Raw genomic sequence first — 21,118 nt, forward strand, 5'->3', positions numbered from 1 at the left:
GTGTCCTTCTATTGATCCGATTATTCCTGCGGCAAGACCTGATTAATGAACTGCTCGACCGTCACGCGCTGCGCGCGCGCGGGCGCGGTGCCTTCCAGATCGGCGGGAAGCGTCTGCTGCACGAAGGTGCGGCCCGTGCGGGGATCGCGCTCCACCTCGTACTTGCCCTGCGAGAAACCCGCAACCTGGAACGCGCCCGGCACGGACGGCTCCAGGAACAGCAGCACCTGCTCGCCACGGTTCCAGGAAAGTGCGCCGTGCGCGGTCATGCGCACGTTGCCCACCACACCGCCCGGCTGCACGACACGAACCGTGCCGCCGCCGTTGCCCTTGTAGGTAGACCCCACGGACACCGTCGCCTCCGTGAAGATCTTGCTGTGATCGGCGTTCCAGTAGGAGCGCACACCGGTCACGGTGCCGTCGACGATCAACGCCGACTCCTGCGCCAGTTCCTGCGGGGTGCGCTGGATGACCTGCGTCGCGACCGCCGCGGTCACGGCGAAGCCCACCAGCGCGCACACCAGCGAAATCACGATTGTCTTTTTCATACGATCCTCTCTCTCCATAGCAACGGACACGTCGGGGAAACGCTTACCCGGAGATGGTCCTGCGCGAATGTCCGTTCGCAGGACACCTTCATGAACTCTGAAATGAAATCTACGGACTGCGCCGTCGCCGGAAACGCGGCGGCTGCGGGGGTGGCAATAGCAGACCATGGGGCCAGCAGGCCAGTACGGAGAATGCGCAACACCGTGCGATTCCTTTCGCCACGCCGGTGCGCATTGCACGAACCGGTGCCGGGGATACGTGGCGGTTTGGGGGCATCCGTCTGTACTACTGATGGGATGCTTGCATTACAGCGGCGTCACGGCCGGGATGGTGCTCGCGACGCCGGGGTCTCATTCGGGATTGAGTAGCGTCGATTATAGCGTATCGGCGGGCCAAAATGAAGGTCTATCGTGATATGCGACAGGAAGATGCGGCGCAAATTCGGATAGCTTTGTCCGCACTGGAACTACGACACGATGAGGTGTCCCTCGGAGACGATCACCGACTGGCCACCCACCCGCACGCCGGTGAGCGCGCCATCGCGCGCTTCGGCTTCGACATCGAGGAAGCTGGGCCGGCCCATTTCGATGCCCTGTTCCACCCGCCAGCGCGCGACCCCGTCCTTAAGTCCTTCACGGCGCGCGAGATAGCCCGCCAGCGCGCTGCACGCCGCACCCGTGGCGGGGTCTTCCTCGATGCCGGCCGCGCGGGTGAGCGCGCGCGCATGCACCGAGCACCCCGGCGACTCCGCGTCGTGGGAGAAGGCGTAAACCAGTTTGGCCCAGCCCGTGCGCAGGTACTGGTTGGACCACTCCCAGTCCAGGCGCACGCGGGACACCGCCTCGCGCGAGGCGAGCGGGACGAACAGGAACGGCACGCCGCAGGAGATCGTCTGCGGGTGGTCCGTCTCGTCATCGAGAAGATCCTGGGGCGAAATTGAGAGCATGGCCGCGAGGTCCTCGATGGCCGGGGCCTCGGGTCCCCACTCGGGAAGCTGCGCCACGGTGAGGCGCGCGTAGTGCGGTATGCCCTTGCGCGCGTCGATATCCACTTGAATGTCACCCACGTCCTCACCCAGCACGATGCGCGTGCGTTCGCCCTCCAGCGTCACCCGCCCGCACGCGGCGAGCACGTAGGCGGTGCCGACGGTCGGGTGGCCCGCGAAAGGGAGCTCGCGCGCGGGCGTGAAGATGCGCACGCGGAAGTTCTGCTGCGGGGTCTCGGGGGGAAGCACGAAGGCGGTCTCGGAGAGGTTGAACTCGCGCGCGATGCGTTGCATCTGCTCCGTGCTGAGTCCGGTGGCGTAGGGAAACACCGCCAGCGGATTGCCCCCGAAGGCGCGATCGGTGAAGACGTCGACTGTCCAGAACGCGTAGCGCATCGTGCTCCTCCTTTCCGCAATGATAGCACACCGCGCAGGAGTGCCCGGGTCAGTTGACGTAGCCGAGGCTCCGCAGTTTCTCGAGCAGTTCCGGATCCACTTCCACCGGCTGGGGGCGTGCGGCGGCAGCGGCAAAATGCGTGGTCACCAGGCCGAGCAGTTCCAGCGAGGTGGGATCGTCGCGCGAGAAGAGGTTGGTGAGTTCGCCAGGATCGCGCGCAAGATCATACAAATAGATACCGGGGTGCACGTTGGTGACGGGGATCTCTTCGTTGCGGCTGGTGGGCGGCACCAGCGAGGTGTCCGCCTCTTCGATGACGACCAGCTTGTGGTTCCCGCGCACCACGCCGCGCTGACGCCACTGCGGCGGCCGGTCGCGCTCCATGTACACGGCACTGTCCGCGGGCTTCGCCGCGCCGAGCAGATCTTTGCCGGGCAGCCCGCCCGGCGCCTCGATACCCAGCAGGGCGAGAATTGTGGGCAGCAGGTCGGTCTGCTCGGCGGGCCCGCGCTCCACGCGCGGCGCGAGTCCCGGCGCCTTGATGACCATGGGCACGCGCATCACCTCGCCGTGCAGCGTGTAGTGATACTGCCCCTGGTGCTCGCCGAATTCTTCGCCGTGATCCGCGGTGAACACCACCACCGTGTTGCCGCGATCGACCGCCTTGAGCAAATCGTCGATGTGATAGTCGGTGAACGCGATCTCGCCGTCGTAGCGGTCCGTCTCCGCGTTCCCGAACGGAAACTGGCTGTGCGCAAGGTACTGGAAGTGCGGGTCGAAGTAGTGCACCCACAAAAAGTACGGCTCCTTCACCCCGCGCATTCCCTTGAGCGCGAGTTCCGTGAGCTGCTGCGAGCTGGAGATCTCGTGGGGGTTGCCCACGTTGAGCACCGAGTAGTCGAAGTGCGCGAAGCCGTCGCCCATGCCGTAGGTGGGCGTGAGCATGATGTGGCTCACGAAACCGTGCGTGTCGTAGCCGTTGCGGCGCAGAATGTCGGTGAGCGTGGGCAGCGACGGGTCCAGCGACCAGTGAAAGTCCGTCGCACCGTGATCCTTGGGATAGCGGCCGGTGAAGATGGTGGCCACCGACGGCAGCGTCCAGCCACTGACGCTGTGCGCGTTGTCGAACACCACGCCCTCCTGCGAGAGACGGTCGAGGTGCGGGCTGGTGGCGCGCGGCGATCCGCCGTAGCCCAGATGGTCGGGGCGCAGCGTATCCACGGTGATGAGCACCAGGTTGGGCGGACGCTTCTCGCGTGCGCATCCGCCGGAGAACACAACGAGCATCACGGCGATGGCAGCGAACCCGCGCAGCAAGCGGTTCACGCGCGGCTCCGGAGCGCGGCCGCGTCGAACCCCTCGAAGATCACGTTGTCGCAGTGCTCGCGCGCGCGGCGGGCGTCGTCGAGGGATCGCGCGGTCCAGCCCAGCACGGGGTGTCCGGAGGCGCGCAGGCGCGTCACCGGTTCGAAGGGGAGGAGCCGGATGTCGTAGCCGATGAAGTCGGGCGCACACGCGGCGGCCGATTCGAGATTCCGCAGGCGCTCGCGCGTACCTTCGTCGATGGACTCGCTGCGGAAGTCCCCGGCCAGCAGACCGCGCGCCGCCGCGGGCTGGTGATCGCGCCACCACGCCACGGTTTCCGGGTTGAACGACTGCACCGCATACGGCCCCGCGTAGCTGTCGAGCACTGCGGCGACGGCGGGCTCGATGGCGCGAGCACTTCCTTCGTTCTTGATTTCGATGAGCAGCGGCGTCGACCCCGCTATGAGGTCGAGCACATCGCGCAGCAGCGGGACACGCGCGTCGCCGAGGCGCGCATCGCCCGAGGACGCAACCCCCTTCAACACCACCGCGCGCAGCGCGCTGGTATCCATCGCAGACACCGGGCCGCTGGCGTGGGTGACGCGGTCGAGGTCGCGGTCGTGCATGACGACCACTTCGCCGTCGCGCAACAGACGCACGTCCAGCTCGATGGGGTATCCTGCGCGCGCGGCGGCCCAGAACGCGGGCAGCGAGTTCTCAGGAACGCCGCGGGACACGTCGTGCAACCCGCGGTGCGCAATGGGAATGGTGGTGAGCCAGCCAGGAACACGGTTCATAACGTCTACCCGCCGTCTTCCTCCATGGGGTCCATGCCCTTGACGTACATCATGCCGGTGGGCTCGGGCATGCCGCCCCTGGGCTCGATGGTGATGGAGAAGCCCACGATCTCTTCGCCAGCCGGAATGGTCTCGAGGTTGAGCATGGCGGTGCCGTCGGTGTTCACCGTGAACATGCCCACGCTGATGGGGGGCTTGCCGTCGCGCAGCCCCCACAGCTGGTACTCCTTGTCCTCCGGCGCCATCGGGAAACGGTACACGTACAGCATGCCCGCGCTCTTGTCGGGGCGCGTGACCACGTTGCCGAACGCCTGCGGGTTGGGATCCAGCCCGGCCAGGCTCACGAAGCGCACGCCGGGCTCGCCCAGCACCGGGGCGTGCTGGTACTTGCTCAACTCGCCGCGCACCGACGCCAGTTCGGTCTGCATCTGCTCAGTGTTGCGCGTGGTCTCGGCGAGTAGCCGGTTGGTGGTCTCCAGTTGAGTGCGCAGCGCGTTGGTCTGCCACAGCAAGAAACCCGCCACGGCCAGCGACACCACCGCCGTCCCCCACGCCACCCGCAGCCACGCTGCCAGCGGGGCCGGTTCCTTCTGCCGGTGGGACCGTACCGGATGGTGGGTCATGCCGATGCGCGACATGAGCTGCTCCTTGACGTGTGGCGGCACCTCCACCTGCGGCACGGTGGACGCCAGGCGCACGGAGAGGTCCGACACCTCACGCAGGCGCGCGGAACACGCGGCGCACCCGGTGCCGAGGTGTACTTCCACCGCGGCGCGTTCGCCTTCGTCCAGAATGCCGAAGGCGTAGGAGTCGAGCATCTCGTATGCGATCTTGTGATCCATCAGGTTTTGATATCCAGTAGTTTGCGCAACTGCACCACGCCTTCGCGCAGGCGGCTCTTCACCGTTCCCAACGGCGTCCCCAGCCGGCTGGCGATACCGGAGTGCGACAATCCTTCGTAGTACGACAGGCGGATCACCTCGCGGTACTGCTCGTCCAGGCGGTTGAGCGCCTCCAGCACCTGGTTGGCCTCCGCAGACAGCACCGCCGCTCCGCCGTCGACGGACGCAACCGATGGCAGCACGTCGATGGACGCCTCGCGTCCGCGCGCCTTGAAGGTTCGGGACCGGGTTTTGTCGATGGCGAGGCGGCGTGTCATGGTGGTGATCCATGCGGCCGGGCTCCCGCGCGACGGGTCGAAGGTGCCGGCCCGTTCCCAGACGCGGAAGAAGACTTCCTGGGTGATGTCCTCGGCGTCGCCGTCGTCGCGGACAACGCTGCGCGCCAGGCTGTAAACGAAGCTGGCATAAGCGTCATACAACTCCGACAGGGCCGTCTGGTCCCGGTCCCGCACGCGGCGCAGCAACGCCGCATCCCGGCTGGGGTCCATGCGGCCGGCGGCCTCTGTCTTCGGCTTCACCATGAGTTATACGAAGTAAAGCGGCGGATTGGAGCAGTTTCCGTCCGCGACCAGGGCCGGATTGTAGCACGGATCAGGCGCTGGCCTCGTCATCGTCCTCCCGCTCCCAGCCGCGCGCCTCGAGCCAGCTCTGGACGTCGGTGTTGCGCCGCCCGAAGGTAACCCACCGCACCACGTCGTTCTTGCGCGGCTCGTACTTCTCGTCCACCAGGAAGCGCGCCTCGCCCCGCAGCACCACCGCCGGGAGCACCAGGTTGCGCGCGTCGCGGGGAACCGGGAACGTCTCCGGCGCTTCCTCCGACGACGTGCCCAGGAAGCGCCACGCGTCCACGCTGGCGGAGTCGCGCCGCAGGCGGCTCGCCCACAGGTCCACGTCCACTTCCGAACCGAACAGCACGCGCGCGTGCGACTCCTCCACGCGGCTCGCGGTAATGGCGCCGCGGTGCATGGCGACGTACGCCCGCGGCACGCGGTGCTCGTCGAGCGAACTCTCCGCGAAGAGCAGGTTCACGCCGCCGTTGGGAAGCAGCGCCACCACCGCCTTGCGCGTGTCGAGGTCGGCCTGCTGCAGGATGCGGTCGTCGAGCGCGTTGCCGTGCAGCACGCGGAAACCGCGCTTCTCGGCCGCCGAACATAGTTCCGGATTGGCGTCGATGAGGATGACCTCGTCTCCTCCCGTGCGCAGAATCTCACCCAGAGAGATGGCAAGGTCGTTGGCGCCGAGAATGACGAACCCCTGCCCGCGCGGGCGGCGCACCTTGAGGACGGAGGCCAGCAGTGAGCCGGTCAGGCCCTGCACCAGCACCGTGCCGGTGATCACCAGGAACACCAGTCCGCGCATCTCGTCGCCGCCGGGGATGCCCAGCTCCTGCATGCGGGTGTGAAAGAGCGTCGCGATTGCCGCGGCCACGATTCCGCGCGGCGCAATCCAGGACAGGAAGGTTTTTTCGCGCCAGTTCAGCCCCGACCGGAAGGTGCAGATGAACACCTCCACCGGGCGCACGATAAGCGCAATGGCAGCCACCGCCACCAGCCCGCGCATCCCGAGAGCAGTGACCTCACTCAGCCCCACAGTGGCGGCCAGCAGGACGAACAGCATGCCGATGAGCATGACGGTGAGCTGTTCCTTGAACTCCTTCACGTCCTGCATGCTGCCGGTCCACACGTTCCCCACCACCAGGCCCGCCACGATGGCCGCCATGATGCCGGACTCCGGCTGCAGCATGTTGCTCGCCTGAAACGTCACCCACGCCACGGTCAGCGTGAACACCTTCTCCATGCCAGCGGGGATGACACGCCGCCAGCGCAGCATCAACACCGCAAAACTGCCGCCGATCAGACCCACCACCACCCCGATGGCAAGGCGACTGGACACATGGAGCACGCCCGCGGCCACGTTGGCGCCGCTGAACTGCAGCGCCACCTCGAAGGCAACCACCGCCAGGACGGCGCCGATGGCGTCGATGAACACGCCCTCCGCCTCGAGGATGGTCTGCAGGTTGCGGTTCACCCGGATGCGGCGCAGCAGCGGCCCCACCACGGTGGGCCCGGTGACGATGACCAGCGAACCGAACAGAATCGACAGGCGCCAGTCCCACTGCATGACGAATCGCGCCACCAGCGCCGAACCGATCCATGTAATCAGCGCGCCAATCGTTACCAGCCGCCGGATGGTGGGCGCCTGGCGGCGCAGGCGCACCCAGTCTATGTTCATCCCGCCTTCGAACAGAATGACGGCGATGGCAAAGCCGATGATGATGTAGAGGCTCTTCCCCAGCACCCACGGGTGGATGATGTTAAGCCCGTCCGGTCCCAGCGCCACCCCGGCCAGCAAGAGGATGACGATGCCCGGCAGCCTCAGGTGATAGGCCAGCGACTGCGCCGCCATGCCCACGGCCAGGGCGATGGCGACCGTCATCGCGGGGGTGTGGAGATCGATGGCGTGGATGAAATCGAACAAAGTTTGCCTTTGGTTGGGGGCCTACGGCGCGCAGTGCAGTGTCTGCGGGAAACGCGCAAGCGCGTCGAGCGCGTCCCCGGGAATATCGCGCAGAAAATCCGTGCGCGCAAACGCCGTCCCGATCAGTGCACGGTTGGCATCGAGGGTATAGTCTCGCAGTTTCCCGGTTACGTCACCTGTAAACTGCGTGTTCATGTCCAGCACCCTGACCGGCGAATCGCAGGCGAAGTCCAGGCCCGCCAGGTCTATACGGCGCACCATCGGATTGGCCCGCGTGCGGAAATGGACGCGCATGGCGGCGATATCGTACACGATGCTCCACTGCGTGTACTCGCCCTGGGAGACCCGCGCCAGCAGGTCGAACGCCGCCTGCACCGGGTCGCTTCCCGGCGGGGGGCCCGTGGCCGTGATGAGCGCCGCGATGGCGAAACGATCCAGCGACGACTTCGACAGTTCGCGGGTTACGTCGTTGAAGGTGCGCGCGTACTCCGCCGAGCGGGCATAGGTGTCGTTGGTGAGCGCGCGGTAGGGCAGGTCGCCTCCGCGGTGCACCACCATCTCGCCGTCCAGGTACTCCACCGCGGCCGTGCTACCCTGCGCATCCGCCACCAGGAAATGGATCATGGCGGTGCCCGCTGCAACGCGCACCGTCTTGTCCGATGCAATTACGTCCCCCACGGTGGCTGCGTTGTCGAGCTGGTACTGGATCCACTGCAGGGTGGGAAGCGGCGCGCGCGCGTCCGCGGCCGGGTATTCGGTGTCGTCGAGCCACATCAGCTCTATCACCAGGCCCTTCTCGTTGACGCCCCCGCTGGGAAACTCGCGCCCGTACTGGTTGAAGGTGACGCTTCCGAAACGCGACGTCCACGTGAAGGGCGATTCGTCCACCAGGGCCTGCTTGACCACGCCGCGCTTGTTCACCACCACCATGCCGACGTCCACGTTCCAGTCGTAATTCTTGCCGAAGACGAGCGCACCGTCCTGCTCGAAACAGAACGTGGTGCACGCCTGTGACGGAACTGATGTGGTCAACAGACCGAGTGCCACCACCACTGCAATGCGTGCGTTCATGACTTCTTCCACGGGCCGGTGATGGCGAGCGTCAGACCCTGCTCCAGCATGTTGACGAAGAGCGTGCTCGCGTCGGGCGAAAACACCGCGCCGGCGAATTCTCCGTGGCGGCGCGAGTGCGCCAGCGTGTAGAGCGTACCCGCACGGGTTATGCCCACCAGGCGGCAGTCGCTTCCACCCGTGTCCTCGCACGCGATCACATCGCCCCACGGCGATATGGTGATGTTGTCGGGATTGACCATGCGGCGCGCATCGTTGGGCTCGATGAACAGTTCCAGGCGGCCCGGCGCCGCCTTCTCACGCTCGCTTCCCTCCGCCGCCGACGGAACGTAGCGGAATATCTGTCCGATCTGCGAGCGGCCGCCCGAGGTGCATACCCAGAAGACCTCGCCGTCTCCCACCCACATTCCCTCGCCGCGCGCAAAGCGGCACGCCCCGGCGGCGTGGCCGCGGTGGCGCAGGTCGTCCTTTGGTGAATCGGTGTCCTGGAGATCGATCCAGCGCACGTTCATGCGTTCGCCGATGGCGACGGTCTCCTTGAGCGTGGGCCAGTTGCTCGCGTCGCGTACGCCGCTCAGCAGTACCAGCGCCTGCAGGCGTCCGCCCGCGCCCAGGTTGCCGGGCTGGCGGGGAATGAACCGGTAAATGAGGCCGTCGTCTCGATCCTCGGTGAGATATACGATGCCCGTGCGCGGGTCCACGCCTACCGCTTCGTGCATGAAACGTCCCATGCCGGTGAGCGGTACCGGGTCCGCGAGGCCGACCTCGTGGCTGGCGGGAACCTCGAAGCACCAGCCGTGATCCTTGAGACAATGGATCTTCTCTTCCTCGTGGTAGCCCGCGGTGAGCGCTGTTTCTTCGCAGCTGATCCACGACCCCCACGGCGTGGGCCCCCCCGCGCAGTTGATCAGGGTGCCGGCAAGGCTCATGAACTGGCGGGCGCGGATGTTCACGCGCGTATCCCACACGATGGTGGTGGTGCCGCCGGGGTTGGGTGTCATGCCCGCGCCCATGTCGTAGAGTTTGTCGGCGGGGATCCTGCCGAGGCGGGTGTTGTTGCGGCCGAAAGGACCATCGCTCATCCGCACGCACTCGTGGTTGCAGACGATGAGGGTGGTGCCGTTGGGGCCCGGAAAAGCGGCCATGGCGTCGGGGCGCCCCGGCACCAGCAGGCCGTCGTCCATTTCCTCACCGGCGCGCGAGACGATCCGGCAGATGAAGCCCTGCGGCAGGTCGATGAGCCCCCGGGGATCCTCGACCAGCGGGCCGTAGCCTTCGGCCTGGCTGGCGGCGGCAGCCATGGCATCCACCCCCGCCGAAAAGGCCTTCTGATAGGCCACAAAACCCACCGTCACCACACCGCACGTTCGCAGGAACTGACGGCGGGTAAGTGTGTTGGCGGCTCGCCCGGTCATGGGAGCAGTGTAGCACATCGCCGCGGGAGCCCGAGGGTCCGCAGGCGGGGGCCACTCCCCGGGACGGTGGGGCGCTAGTCCCTGACGAAGGCGATGTAGTCCACCATGGGCGGCGTGTCCCCGTGGCGGCGCATGGCGTGCGCAATCTGGCCGCGGTGGTGTGAGCCGTGCATCATGACGTGCAGCAGCATGTCCCCCACCGCATTGGTGTAGCGCACGTTCTGGGTGTTGGTGTAGGTGATCCTGCGCCCGCAGTCCGTATCCGTGAGTCCGGATATGAATTTCTCGAGCAGGGCGGCGTTCTCCGCGGCCATCGTTTCGCACTGCTGCAGGGTATAGTCGGGCCACACCGGAATCACCGTCCAGTTCTCCTCGTGCAGGCGCAGGTACCACAGGCGCTCGGCGGCGAGGACGTGCGCGTAGAACTTCAGCGGTTCGTCCGGCTCCTCGGCGCGCTTCAGTTCATCGAGTACCCGTTGGTCGGCCCAGCGCATGTGCGCCACGAGACGCTTGAGGGCTTCCTGCATGACATCCTCCTTCTCTCTCTCTTGCCGCGTCCCCTCGTTCCCGGTGTGTCTCAGAGTGCCTAGGGCTCATCCGGCGGCACGATTTCGATGATCTCGGCCTCGGCTCTTCCCGCGGTGATGGTGAGTTTCGCCACCGTCACCGGTAGCGTGAAGCGGCGCGCGCCGGCGGCACCCGGGTTGAGGAACAGCACCCCGTCGCGCCGTTCCACGGCGGGGCGGTGCGAGTGGCCGTAGACCACCGCAGCAACGCCGGCCGCGGCCGGGTCGATGTCGAGGTGTTCGATATCGTGCACAACGTACACGCGCGCGCCTCCGGCTTCCAGCATGTTGGTCGGCGGCAACCGCCGCGCCCAGGCGTCGGTGTCGGTGTTGCCGCGCACCACCGTGACCGGGGCAACGCGCTCCAGCGCAATCAGGATGTTCTCCGGCCCCACGTCACCGCCGTGCACGATGAACTGGCTGCCGGCGAGCGCGGTGAGCGCCTCCGGCCGCAGCATCCCGTGCGTGTCGGAGATCACGCCGATGGTGACGACCTCGCCGCTCACTTGCCCGCCCCGCCCCCGGTCTCGCTCCAGCCGAGCACTTCGTCGATCCCATTCGCCGTTATCGAGTGGTAGCCGGGCCGCGCATTGGTATACACGCCGCGCGCGAACGTCATTCCGTCCGGGGTTTCGGCGAGCTTCATGTACACGGGACGCAGCAGGTAACGGCGGCCGATCGTCATCAGGAACTTCTCAATTGCGGGATAACCGGGCTGCCAACCCGCGGCGATCACGTTGGGAAACCACGAGCGCTGCACCACGGCGTTGGCCGTGTTCATGTGATAGGTGTTCTCGAGGTCGGCGAGGCGCGCGGCCGGCAACGGCTGCGGCAGGTTGTCCAGAAAGCGCTGCCACTCGTTGGTGGTCCAGCCGTCGGTGTTGAGTTTCGCCGCGGGTGTCCCGTTGACGAACGCGGCCATCTGCGCGTCCACATCGTCGAAACGCGTCGAGCGCGGCTGTGGGGCGTTGTCGGGCAGCCCGGCGCCGTATACCCAGGTGTCCACCTGCAGCGAGGCGTACAACTCTTCGTCACCCTTGAAGAGTTCCCGCTTCATGTAGGCCAGAAACTCCTGCGTGGTCATGGTCTGAAACGCGTGTGACTCGAAGTACTGGCGCAGGAACCCGTCGAACGTCTCCCGGCCGAACGACTCCTCGAGCAGACGCAGGAACAGGTAGCCCTTTTCGTAGGGCACGTTGTTGGTGGCCTCGTCCGGGTCGGCCCCGGCGAGGTCGAAGTACAGCGCGGTGTGCGGGTTGTCCGCGCCCACTTCCTCGAATTCGAGGTCGAGGTCGCGCACGCCCAGCAACGCCTGCATCTCCATGTACTCGCGGCCGTACAGCACCTCGTCGAGGCGGCGTTCGAAGTAGGTGGTGAATCCCTCGTTGAGCCAGAAGTCGTCCCAGGTGCGGTTGGTGACCAGGTTGCCCGACCACGAATGCGCCAGCTCGTGGCACACCACCGACACCAGCGAGCGGTCGCCCGCCACCAGCACCGGGGTCAGAAACGTGAGCCGCGGATTCTCCATGCCACCGAAGGGGAAACTGGGCGGCAGCACCAGCACGTCGAACTGCTCCCAGCGGTAGGGACCGTACATCTGCTCCGCGGTGGTGATCATGCGCTCCATGTCGGCAAACTCCCACGCCGCCTTCTCCACCACGCCGGGCTCGGAGTAGACGCCGCAGCGCTCGCCAACGGCGCGGTACTCGATGTCGCCCACCGCCAGCGCCAGCAGGTACGACGGCAGCGGCTGATTCATCTCGAAGTTGTAGACGCCGTCCGCGGTCTTGTTCTTTGGATTGCGCGCGCTCATCAGCGCCATCAACCCGGGCGGCACCTCCACGCGCGCGTTATAGGTGAAGCGCTCCGAGGGTGTGTCCTGGCACGGCACCCACGAGCGGGCGTGGACGGACTGTGACTGCGAGTACATGTACGGCAGCTGCTTGCCCGCCGTCTGCGCGGGCGAAAGCCACTGCAGGCCGCGCGCCTCGGACGTGGTCCGGTAGTGAACGATGACACGCGCGTCCTCGGGACCGATGGCAACCGACAGCGGCCGCCCGATCAAGGGCAGCGAATCGCCCAGCGTCCAGTGCGTCGGTTTGCCGCCCTCCAGGGTGACGTCGGTGATGCGCAGCGCCCAGGTGTCGAAGACCACCGCGCGGGCATCGGTCTGCTTGTCGAGGTCGTACGCGGCACGGCCGGTGATGACCTGCTGGTCGAAATCGACCTTCAGGTCGAGGTCCATGTGCGTGACGCCCACTTCCTGCGGGCGCGCGTACGAAAAGTTCTCCACCGTCGGCGCGGGGAGCGTTGGCTGGCGCGAGCAGGCCAGCGTGGCAGCAATCATGAGGAGCAGTGGCGTGCGGCCGGTCATTGGTTTCCTTTCACTCAGCCCAGAAGGAAGGGAATGATATTGAAGACATAGTGAATCGCCACCGGAATCCACAACGATTTTGTCTTCTCGTATACGATTCCGAGCACGATTCCAACCGGAAACGCCATGGCCACCCAGGCGGTGGCGGCGAAGACCGGGTACTTGGGGAACAGCAGCCCCATCTGCATGTAGTGCCGGACGGCAAACAGAAGCGCCCCCACCAGAATGGCGTAGCGCGCGCCCTTGCGCACGCGCAGGACCCCCTGCACGTATCCGCGGAAGTACACCTCTTCTCCGAATCCCGCCCACGCCACCAGGAATCCCAGGTAGGTCACGCGCACCAGGTTGATGTCGAGACCCAACTTCATCGACGCGGCGGCGTACATGGCCTGGAACATGGCCTGCACGCCGAGCACGGGGTCGTCCAGGCGGTTGGCGCCACCCAGCTTCACCACGATCTGCGCGTAGACCACATTCACGATCACGCTCGCGGTGGCCTGCAGAATGATGGCGACGACGGGCACGAACACCCACATCCACCACGGTACCGCGCGGATGGGGCCGAAGCGGACCGTCTTCCAGCGCAGGGGAAGCAGCGTGGCAAGTGCCGCGTATACCACGTAGTACGGCGACCACGGCGCGGGGCCGTTCTCGAGCCCGGCGACCACCATGAGCCCCATCGAAATCGCGATGACGCCGATGGTGGTCAGGTGGAACGGGGTTCGTGGGGTCGTGGTTTCGGTCAACGTGCTACCTCCTCATGTGGTCCCAGCCGCCGGGACGAAAACGCCGCGCGCGTCCCTCGCCGTCAATGACGCGGTGGACACCCCGCGCACGCGTAAAGCGGCCCACCAGGGAGGCCCGTACCCCGGCGCGCTCGATTCTACGGCAAACCTCGCGCGCGCGTTGCGGTGCCACGGAAAGCACCAGCGCGTAGTCCTCGCCCGCGTCCATCGCCCAGCGCACCGGGTCCAGGCCGCGACGGCGGCAGAACGCCGCCACGGCACGCGACACCGGGATCGCCGGACCGGTGACGTCGCAGCCGGTACCTCCGGCAATGCACATGTGGATAAGATCGCTGGAAAACCCGTCGCTCACGTCGATGGCGCCGTGGATGCTGCGCACGCCGCGCAGCGCCGCACCCACGTCCAGGCGTGGAACCGGCCGCTTCCAGGCACGGATGAGCGGCTCGCCGCCGCTCGCACGCGCCCGCGATTTCAACAGCCGTGCCCCGGCGGCGGCCGCGCCCAGTTCGCCAGCCACGACGACGGCATCGCCCGCGCGCGCACGCCGCGTCCACGCGGCACCTCGCCGGCAGGTTCCGATCAGCGTCAAATCGCACACCAGCGGGCCACGCGTACCGGAGAGGTTTCCCCCCACCACCACGGCGCCGTACCGCGCCAGGTGGCGCGATGCCCCGCGCTCGATTTCGCGCACCGCCCGCACGGAGACATTCTTCGGAACGGCCAGCGAGACCAGCGCGAAACGCGGCATCGCGCCCATCGCGGCGATGTCACTGAGGTTGATGGCGGCCAGCCGCGCACCGAGCTGTGTCCACGTGAGCCAGGCGCGTTTGAAGTGGCGCCCCTCGACCATGGCATCGACGGTCACCACCAGGTCCTGGCCGCGAGACGTGCGCAGCACGGCCGCGTCGTCACCGACGCCGGCAACGACGCCGCTCACACGGCTGGTGCCGAGGTCTCTTCGGATGGATGCGATGAGTTCGAACTCCGTGGTCATGGGCGCGGGCATTGTAGCCCACCGGGGGCGTGACGGCAAAGGCCCTCAGCGAAACAGGCGTGCGCAGAAGTCGCTCAGCGCCGCCGCGAGCTGCGCGCGGACACGCTCTATGCGGGCCGCGTCGCGGCGGTGGGGATCCTCAGGGTCGAAGTAGAGCGCCCGGTTGACTTCCAGCTGGATGACGGGACGCGGATGTCCTCCGTGACGGCGCGTGATGTACCCGCCCTGGAAGGGCGAATTGATGGTGACGTCGCGTGCGTCGAGCGCGAATGCCTCGGCCACGCAACTCGCGAGCGTTTCCGTGGTGGGTCGCGGACACGACCGTGCGCCGAAGTCTCCCAGGTTCACCTGGGGCCGGCGTTCATCGCGGTCGGGCGCGATCGGAGGTGGAAACTCGGACATGCTGTGGCAGTCGAGCATGAGTTCGACGCCCGGTTCACGCAGCCGGCGCTCGATCTCCGCGTGATAGGGTGCGTGATACGTCTGCAACAGGTGCGCCACCATTGCTTCATCCGGCTGCGACCCGGACTTGTACACGGTGACGTTGAAGCAGGTGTGGCTCTTGATCACGCCGTCGGGAAAATGGGGGGGTACCTGCTCCGGTGCGCGATTCAGATCCACGAAGGGCCGGGCGATATCGGCAACCATGGTGTGCTGTACCAGGTCACCCATGTCGTAGAGTTCCGGCGTGAACAGGTCGATGTCGTCCATGATGTCTGTGGACGACAGCGCGCTGCGCTCCGCGACCTCAGCGGGAATGTTCAAGCCGCCGTGCGGCACCGAGAGAAGCAGTGGAAGTACCGGCATGGAGGCTACGCCGGCCCGCCCGCGCTGCCATCGCGACGCGCTTCCGCGACCCCATGGCAGGTTCCGTCGTCAGCCCGCGTCACGGCATGGATGGCGCCCAGGTAGAACGCGTAGTCCTCCAGGCGATCCAGCTTGTACCCCTGCGCCTCCAGATGCTCCACGATTCTCGGGTCGAACCGGTTCGCCTCCATGCTGATCTTCCCGCCCGACGAACAGTGCATGCGCGGGGCGCGCATGGCGTCCTCCAGGTTCATCCCACCGTCGATCACGTGGGTCAGGAACTGGGTGATGGTGGAGAAGATGCGCTCGCTTCCCGGGCTGCCCACCGCCATCCAAACCTTCTCATCGCGCGTGAGGATGGTGGGCGCAACGGTGGCCCAGGGCACGCTGTTGGGCCGCAGATAGAAGGGATGCGCCGGATCGCTGAACTGAAAATCCATTACGTAGTTGTTATAGAGAAAACCCAGCCCGGCCGCGGCGGCCTTGCTGCCGTAAACCCGTTCGATGGACTGGGTGAGGCTCACCGCCATGCCGTTGCGGTCGATGGTGGACAGATGCGTGGTTTCACCACTGCGTTCCCGCGCGGGCTGCATCTCCTCAAGCAAGCCCCTGTCCACTCCCTTGAGGATGCGCCTCAGCGAGCCGCGCGCGAACTTCCGGCTGAGCATCTGCTTGAAATCGACCTGCGCGTACAAATTGGGATCGAAGGGGCTGTCGTTGCGAACCCGCATCGCCTTTCTGAACACCTCGGCCAGCACCTGGTATCGCGCCGGGTCGAGGTGCCGGAAGAAATTCGGCTCGAGCTGGTCGATCATGTTGAGCGCAAGCGCGAGCGCCCGGCCTGCGCCCGGTGGCGGCATGGTGTGGACGCGGAATCCCCGGAAGTGGCTGCGAATGGTCCTGCGCAACACCGGCCACGGAATCAGCGCAAGGTCGTCCAGGCGAAGCAGCCCGTCGTTGGCGCGCATGTCGGCGTCGATCCGGCGTGCGATCTCCCCCTGGTAGAAATCTTCCACACCGTGTTCGGCAAGCCGCCGCAACGTTTCTGCGAGGTCGGGCTGTTTGAACAGCGCTCCAACCGGCCACGGGCTGCCGCCGCTGAGGAAATAGCGGGCGCCGGAACCCGACGGCACCCTGGAGAAACTCTCCAGCTCGCGCTCCTGCAGGCGGTTCTGCAGATCGGTGATGCGGTAGCCTTCGGTGGCGATGCGGATGGCGGGTTCGAGCACGCGCGCCAGTGGCAGCGAACCCCAACGCTTCTGGGCATAGGCGAGCGTGGCCGGTGTGGACGGAACCGTGGTGGCACGGTAACCCACCAGGCGGCCATCGCCGCTGATGGAGTCGTTGCTCGCGAGCGACGGCGCCCGCGAGGAGCCGTCGAGAGCAACGGTACGCTCCCCGGTGCTGATGAGCATCATGGTCTGTCCGCCGATGCCGCTGGCCTGTGGTTCGCACACGCCGAGCGCAAACGCAGCGGCCACCGCAGCATCAACAGCGTTGCCCGCGTTCCGCAGCATCTCGGCGCCGGCCTCGGTGGCGTGACTGAAGGCAGTCGCCACCATCCCGCCCCGGGAGGTGGCAACCTTCACCGGTTTCGTCTCGAGGGTGTCGCTCATGGGTTGGTTACGACGCCTCCGCGCGGGGCACGTCGCGATTCTTCTTTCGCTCCGCCTTCCCGCACTCGCGGATGAGGAGCGCGAGGAGCGTGGCTCGGTCGATCAGGCTGTCGCGATATACGAATTCATTGGGCGACCGCGAGTTTCCGCCCGCCGGCCCCAGCCCCTCCAGCACCGGCACATTGTCCGGCACGTAACAGGCTGCCGACGAGATGGTGCGGTAGATCGGGGCCACGCGCGTCTCCAGGCGCTGCGCGATCGATTCCACCCGCGCGAGGAAATCGTCGTTCGCCTCGCGACGGGGCAGTGGCGGACGATATACACCACGGCGCAAGCGTACCTGCAGTTTTCCGGAGGATCCCTTGCGGGCGATCTTGCGAATCTCCGCTTCCAGTTCCTCGCCGTGCTCCTTCTCTTTGAAGTGTGCGTCGAGCAGTACGGTGGCTACATCCGGTGCAATTCCGTACAGGGAACGCGCTTCGAGACGGGTGGGATTGACGATGGTGCCCTTTTCTTCGGATGTCAGCTTCTGCCAGGCAAGAACCTTCTGCGCCACTGCGGTGATGATGTTCTGCGCGGCCATGGTCTCCGGATCCTTGATGTTCGCCATCTCCACGTGAAAATCCATGCGGCCGCCGCACGATGTCACGATGCCGCCCGCCTTGCCGCCGTACTTGAGGCCCACCACACACTTCGACTGACCGGAGAGCTCGGCCACGAGTTTGCGTGAATAGCGGCCGCCGAGCGTGTCGTCGGTGATGAGCAGGACACCGCACCGCACGCCGCGCAGACGCCGTGCGAAGCGCAAGGCCTGCAACGCACAAACCATGACCGCCAGCCCGCCCTTGCTCTCGGCCACGCCCGAGCCGTAACAACAACCGCGCTGCTCGCGGAAGGGCACGTGGTCCTGGTAGTTGTAGAACGTGTCCAGGTGGCCAAGAACGAGGATATCGTTTTCGTCGTCGGTGTGATTGGTGAAGTAGAGAATGTTGCCAACCTCGGTCTGCGGAAATACCTGGCGGCTCAGGCCCAGGCGGGTGAGTCGCGCTGAAATCCAGTTCCCCAGCGAGTTCACACCCTCGGTGTTGTACACGTAGCTGTTGGTACGAACCATTTCGTCGAGGTAGTCGATCATGGTGGTGAGATTGCTGCGCAGGTAGCTTCGCAGCCGCACGCGCAGCGGCTGTGCCTCTTCGGGCTGCGTCACCGCCGCCGTGTCGTCCGCCTGGTCAGCAACGTTCTTCCCGAAGTACCTCACCGCCGCGACGTCCAGCATGCGGTTGACCAGCGTTTCGTAGGTGTACCCGGCAACATGCGCGGCATGCACGTAGGAACCGGTCTGCCCCAGGCTGGCCATCGAGTTCAGTTCCAGGATGTAGAGCCTTCCGTCGTCGTCCATGCGCAGGTCGATGCGCGCAAAATCGTGGACGCCCAGCACGCGGAACGAATCGCGCGCCAGCCGCGTCATCTCCTGGGCAAGGTTGCCGGGCACCCGTGCCGGGCACAGCTTCTCCACCGGCTTCTTCATCTTGTCCGCGTGGCTCTGGATGGCGTCCGGATCGCCCAGATCGAATTCCACAATGGGAAACACTTCCAGGTCCGCGCCGTTCCCCAGCAGACCCACCGCAAACTCGCGCCCGGAGATGAACCGCTCCACCAGCGCCTGCTGGTGGAAGTTTTCCACCACCTCCCTCACCGCGTCGCGCAGATCATCGATATTGTCGACCACTCGCATGCCCATGGAAACCGCCTCCATTTTGGGCTTCACGATGACGGGGTAGGTGACGCCGGCCATGTCTTCGTCGGCATTGGAGAAGAACCAGAAATCGGGCGTGGGCAAACCGTTCTGCCGCAGCACGATCTTGGTCATGATCTTGTCCAGCGCCACCGCGTGTGCCTGCGGGCCGGACCCGACGTAGGGGACGCCGAGCATCTCCAGCATGGCCGGCAGGTGCGTGTAGCGGCTCTGCCCCTGGATGCCGTAGGCCATGTTGAACACCATGCCCGGCCTCTCTCCGGCGATGACGCGCGGCATGAAGTTTTGCAGTTCCTCCGCGACGTCGATCTTGCCCTCGATAACGCGCACGTTGTGCCCGCCCTGTTCGAGGGCCGCAGCCACGCGCTCGACGGTCTTGGGGTTGTAGGTCTCCTTGTTGGGAGCACCGAAGATATTGATGACATCGGCCGGATTGATGGCCTTCTTGTTATAAATGACGGCAACTTTCATGACTTGCTCCAGTGAAAAGCAAAAACCCAATGCCTGCCGCTTCGCAGGACACCTGTGCAACGGAATGAACGACCCGTTCCAACCGGATACGATCGAGGTGTGATGACCTCTCGGGTCACGGGCATGCGGCTTGAGGCTGGGTGGCCTGCAAAGTGGGCTCGATGATGATTTGCCCCGCGAGTGTGTTCTCAATGTAGCACAGGGGCCGCGCTTCTGTCGACCGCCACCTCCGCAACCGCCGCGAACGAACCGTTGTGACGGGCTCAGCGATGGCTTCAGTTTGCAGACCGGCCATGATATTCTATATCGCATGAACATCAGGATCCCCAACAAGCATGGCGCCTGGATTCGAGACGAGGTCGCGCGCTTCGATCCGTCCGTTCCGCTGGAGGCGGCGTGGCTGCCGCCCAAGTCGTGGTACAACGACGCGCGCTTCCATGACCTCGAACGCGATACGGTCTTCAAGAACAACTGGCTGATAGCGGCGCGCAGCGAACAATTCGCGAAGGCCGGCGACTTCGTGGCCGGCGCCATCGCCGGCGAACCGTACGTGGTGGCGCGCGGCGAAGACGGCGTTCTGCGCGCCTTCTATAATGTGTGTCGCCACCATGCCGCGCAGGTGGCGGTAGGCGCGGGCTGTGCGGACTCGCTGGTGTGCCCGTATCACGGCTGGACGTACGCGCTGGACGGCCGCCTGCTGCGCGCGCCCGAGCTGGGTGCGGTGAAAAACTTCGACCGCGAGCGCTTCGGGCTGGTGCCCATGCACGTCAAGGAGTGGTGCGGACTGGTGTTCGTGTGCATGGGGCTGCAGCCCCGTGCGCTAGCAAATGATCTCACCGAGGTTGGCGCGCGCCTGGGGGCCATGGGCATCGACGCGCTGCGCTTCGTGGCGCGGCGTAAATACACCCTGGCGTGCAACTGGAAGGTGTACGTGGACAACTACCTCGACGGTGGCTACCACGTTTCCTACCTGCACAAGGGACTCGCCGGGCAGCTGGATCTGGACTCGTACCGCACCGAGATCTTCGATCGCTATTCGATCCAGTCCGGCGCGGGTGCGGCTGGCAAGAAGGAAGGCATGCCAGGCAGCGACTTCTCCGAGCGCATCGGCGACAAGGTTCTCTACGCGTGGATCTATCCCAACCTGATGATCAACCGCTACGGACCCATGATGGACACCAACTGGGTGATCCCGCGCGGCCACGACGAGACCGAGGTGATCTTCGACTACTACTTCACCCCCGAGACCGCGTCGGACGGGGACTTCGTGGCCAGGAGTCTCGCGGCCAGTGATGTGGTGCAACTGGAGGACGTGGAGATCTGCGAGTCGGTGCAGAAGGGGCTGGGGTCGTCGTCGTACGACCAGGGGCGGTACTCGGCCAAGCTCGAACAGGGCGAGCACCATTTCCACCGGCTGCTCGCGGAGGACTTCCAAGCGCCGTGAGCGGGTCCTTGCTACTTTCCCCTGCGGGTCTTTGCCTTTGACTTCGTCTTCGCTTTCGCCCGTTTCTCCTGCAGACGGAATTTCACAATACGCGTAATCAGCGCCCAGGGCACCGGTTCGTCCAACGGAAACTGCACGGTGCCCTTGCCCCCCTTGTAGGGCGCGAGCGCCTTCTTGAACTGCTCCACGCCGCGGGGCGCGGGATAGACCGACACGTGATTCCGGTAGCCGGCGATGTACTCATCGATCCCCTGGCGGGGCCGTGAAGCTGGGGTCATTCTTTTCCCTCCGTCGCTCATTCTCCCCTGCGCGGGGTCGCGGGGCGGCAATGGTATCACATCGAGCCGTTGGCAAACCCGGGCCTGAAATCGCGGCCGGCGCCCGGGGGTCCCGCCTCACCTGTTGAATCCACGCCCGTTACTCATTATTATAGGAATGCCGCCGG

19 protein-coding genes are annotated in these 21,118 nt (G+C 65.9%); 1 reads left to right on the forward strand and 18 read right to left on the reverse strand.

The genetic code is table 11. The features are described from left to right. Positions 1–20: 20 nt before the first annotated feature. The 17 genes from OEX18_06070 to OEX18_06150 all read right to left on the reverse strand — a co-directional run bounded on the left by OEX18_06070 (position 21) and on the right by OEX18_06150 (position 19,229). A complete protein-coding gene (locus OEX18_06070; protein ID MDH4336829.1) occupies positions 21–548 on the reverse strand; it encodes a hypothetical protein in 528 nt (175 codons plus the stop codon). Positions 549–1,015: 467 nt separating this feature from the next. Then, on the reverse strand, positions 1,016–1,930 hold the full coding sequence (locus OEX18_06075; GenBank protein MDH4336830.1) for a PhzF family phenazine biosynthesis protein: 915 nt from the start codon (positions 1,928–1,930) through the stop codon (positions 1,016–1,018). A 49-nt stretch (positions 1,931–1,979) separates the two neighbouring features. Beyond that, a complete protein-coding gene (locus OEX18_06080; GenBank protein MDH4336831.1) occupies positions 1,980–3,257 on the reverse strand; it encodes a sulfatase in 1,278 nt (425 codons plus the stop codon). Beyond that, positions 3,254–4,033: a glycerophosphodiester phosphodiesterase family protein gene (locus OEX18_06085; protein ID MDH4336832.1), complete on the reverse strand. Its 780-nt coding sequence runs from the start codon at positions 4,031–4,033 to the stop codon at positions 3,254–3,256. Before OEX18_06085 ends, OEX18_06080 begins: the two co-directional genes overlap by 4 nt. 5 nt (positions 4,034–4,038) lie before the next feature. Beyond that, the gene (locus tag OEX18_06090) at positions 4,039–4,875 is read right to left on the reverse strand and encodes an anti-sigma factor (protein ID MDH4336833.1); all 837 of its coding nucleotides are present in this window, start codon (positions 4,873–4,875) and stop codon (positions 4,039–4,041) included. Then, entirely contained in the window at positions 4,875–5,453 is a 579-nt protein-coding gene (locus OEX18_06095) for a sigma-70 family RNA polymerase sigma factor (protein ID MDH4336834.1), read from the reverse strand. The genes OEX18_06090 and OEX18_06095 overlap by 1 nt, the downstream gene beginning before the upstream one ends. Positions 5,454–5,526: 73 nt before the next feature. Beyond that, positions 5,527–7,413: a cation:proton antiporter gene (locus OEX18_06100; GenBank protein MDH4336835.1), complete on the reverse strand. Its 1,887-nt coding sequence runs from the start codon at positions 7,411–7,413 to the stop codon at positions 5,527–5,529. A 21-nt stretch (positions 7,414–7,434) separates the two neighbouring features. Continuing rightward, positions 7,435–8,484 (reverse strand): linear amide C-N hydrolase, encoded by a 1,050-nt coding sequence (locus tag OEX18_06105; protein ID MDH4336836.1) that lies wholly within the window; start codon positions 8,482–8,484, stop codon positions 7,435–7,437. Further along, positions 8,481–9,899, reverse strand: a complete 1,419-nt coding sequence (locus OEX18_06110; GenBank protein MDH4336837.1) for a PhoX family protein — start codon at positions 9,897–9,899, stop codon at positions 8,481–8,483. The genes OEX18_06105 and OEX18_06110 overlap by 4 nt, the downstream gene beginning before the upstream one ends. A gap of 74 nt (positions 9,900–9,973) precedes the next feature. Beyond that, positions 9,974–10,426, reverse strand: coding sequence for a DinB family protein (locus tag OEX18_06115; protein MDH4336838.1), 453 nt, complete (start codon positions 10,424–10,426; stop codon positions 9,974–9,976). A 59-nt stretch (positions 10,427–10,485) separates the two neighbouring features. Then, on the reverse strand, positions 10,486–10,971 hold the full coding sequence (locus tag OEX18_06120) for a metallophosphatase family protein (protein ID MDH4336839.1): 486 nt from the start codon (positions 10,969–10,971) through the stop codon (positions 10,486–10,488). After that, the gene (locus OEX18_06125; protein ID MDH4336840.1) at positions 10,968–12,839 is read right to left on the reverse strand and encodes a M1 family metallopeptidase; all 1,872 of its coding nucleotides are present in this window, start codon (positions 12,837–12,839) and stop codon (positions 10,968–10,970) included. The genes OEX18_06120 and OEX18_06125 overlap by 4 nt, the downstream gene beginning before the upstream one ends. A 14-nt stretch (positions 12,840–12,853) precedes the next feature. Beyond that, positions 12,854–13,585, reverse strand: a complete 732-nt coding sequence (locus OEX18_06130) for a CPBP family intramembrane metalloprotease (GenBank protein ID MDH4336841.1) — start codon at positions 13,583–13,585, stop codon at positions 12,854–12,856. A gap of 4 nt (positions 13,586–13,589) precedes the next feature. Next, positions 13,590–14,591, reverse strand: coding sequence for a thiamine-phosphate kinase (gene thiL / locus OEX18_06135; GenBank protein MDH4336842.1), 1,002 nt, complete (start codon positions 14,589–14,591; stop codon positions 13,590–13,592). 33 nt (positions 14,592–14,624) lie between these two features. Continuing rightward, positions 14,625–15,386, reverse strand: a complete 762-nt coding sequence (locus tag OEX18_06140; protein ID MDH4336843.1) for an N-formylglutamate amidohydrolase — start codon at positions 15,384–15,386, stop codon at positions 14,625–14,627. Between the two features lie 5 nt (positions 15,387–15,391). Then, positions 15,392–17,002, reverse strand: a complete 1,611-nt coding sequence (locus OEX18_06145; protein MDH4336844.1) for a gamma-glutamyltransferase — start codon at positions 17,000–17,002, stop codon at positions 15,392–15,394. 7 nt (positions 17,003–17,009) lie between these two features. Continuing rightward, positions 17,010–19,229 carry a M20/M25/M40 family metallo-hydrolase gene (locus tag OEX18_06150; protein ID MDH4336845.1) on the reverse strand — a complete coding sequence of 740 codons (2,220 nt, stop codon included), beginning with the start codon at positions 19,227–19,229 and terminating at the stop codon, positions 17,010–17,012. Between the two features lie 310 nt (positions 19,230–19,539). Here OEX18_06150 and OEX18_06155 point away from each other — a divergent pair, with 310 nt between their 5' ends. Next, on the forward strand, positions 19,540–20,673 hold the full coding sequence (locus OEX18_06155; GenBank protein ID MDH4336846.1) for an aromatic ring-hydroxylating dioxygenase subunit alpha: 1,134 nt from the start codon (positions 19,540–19,542) through the stop codon (positions 20,671–20,673). A gap of 11 nt (positions 20,674–20,684) precedes the next feature. Here OEX18_06155 and OEX18_06160 read toward each other — a convergent pair whose 3' ends face one another. Next, complete coding sequence (locus OEX18_06160; GenBank protein MDH4336847.1) at positions 20,685–20,951, reverse strand: hypothetical protein; 267 nt, start codon at positions 20,949–20,951, stop codon at positions 20,685–20,687. Positions 20,952–21,118 lie beyond the last annotated feature (167 nt).

The organism is Candidatus Krumholzibacteriia bacterium (assembly GCA_029865265.1).
Lineage (GTDB): Bacteria > Krumholzibacteriota > Krumholzibacteriia > WVZY01 > JAKEHA01 > JAKEHA01.

Excerpts from the sequence above, each read along its gene's own strand:
- OEX18_06070 (MDH4336829.1), bottom strand. The coding sequence starts at position 548 with ATGAAAAAGACAATCGTGATTTCGCTGGTGTGCGCGCTGGTGGGCTTC.
- OEX18_06075 (MDH4336830.1), bottom strand. The coding sequence starts at position 1,930 with ATGCGCTACGCGTTCTGGACAGTCGACGTCTTCACCGATCGCGCCTTC.
- OEX18_06085 (MDH4336832.1), bottom strand. The coding sequence starts at position 4,033 with ATGAACCGTGTTCCTGGCTGGCTCACCACCATTCCCATTGCGCACCGC.
- OEX18_06090 (MDH4336833.1), bottom strand. The coding sequence starts at position 4,875 with ATGGATCACAAGATCGCATACGAGATGCTCGACTCCTACGCCTTCGGC.
- OEX18_06105 (MDH4336836.1), bottom strand. The coding sequence starts at position 8,484 with ATGAACGCACGCATTGCAGTGGTGGTGGCACTCGGTCTGTTGACCACA.
- OEX18_06110 (MDH4336837.1), bottom strand. The coding sequence starts at position 9,899 with ATGACCGGGCGAGCCGCCAACACACTTACCCGCCGTCAGTTCCTGCGA.
- OEX18_06115 (MDH4336838.1), bottom strand. The coding sequence starts at position 10,426 with ATGCAGGAAGCCCTCAAGCGTCTCGTGGCGCACATGCGCTGGGCCGAC.
- OEX18_06125 (MDH4336840.1), bottom strand. The coding sequence starts at position 12,839 with ATGACCGGCCGCACGCCACTGCTCCTCATGATTGCTGCCACGCTGGCC.
- thiL (MDH4336842.1), bottom strand. The coding sequence starts at position 14,591 with ATGCCCGCGCCCATGACCACGGAGTTCGAACTCATCGCATCCATCCGA.
- OEX18_06140 (MDH4336843.1), bottom strand. The coding sequence starts at position 15,386 with ATGCCGGTACTTCCACTGCTTCTCTCGGTGCCGCACGGCGGCTTGAAC.
- OEX18_06145 (MDH4336844.1), bottom strand. The coding sequence starts at position 17,002 with ATGAGCGACACCCTCGAGACGAAACCGGTGAAGGTTGCCACCTCCCGG.
- OEX18_06150 (MDH4336845.1), bottom strand. The coding sequence starts at position 19,229 with ATGAAAGTTGCCGTCATTTATAACAAGAAGGCCATCAATCCGGCCGAT.
- OEX18_06155 (MDH4336846.1), top strand. The coding sequence starts at position 19,540 with ATGAACATCAGGATCCCCAACAAGCATGGCGCCTGGATTCGAGACGAG.
- OEX18_06160 (MDH4336847.1), bottom strand. The coding sequence starts at position 20,951 with ATGACCCCAGCTTCACGGCCCCGCCAGGGGATCGATGAGTACATCGCC.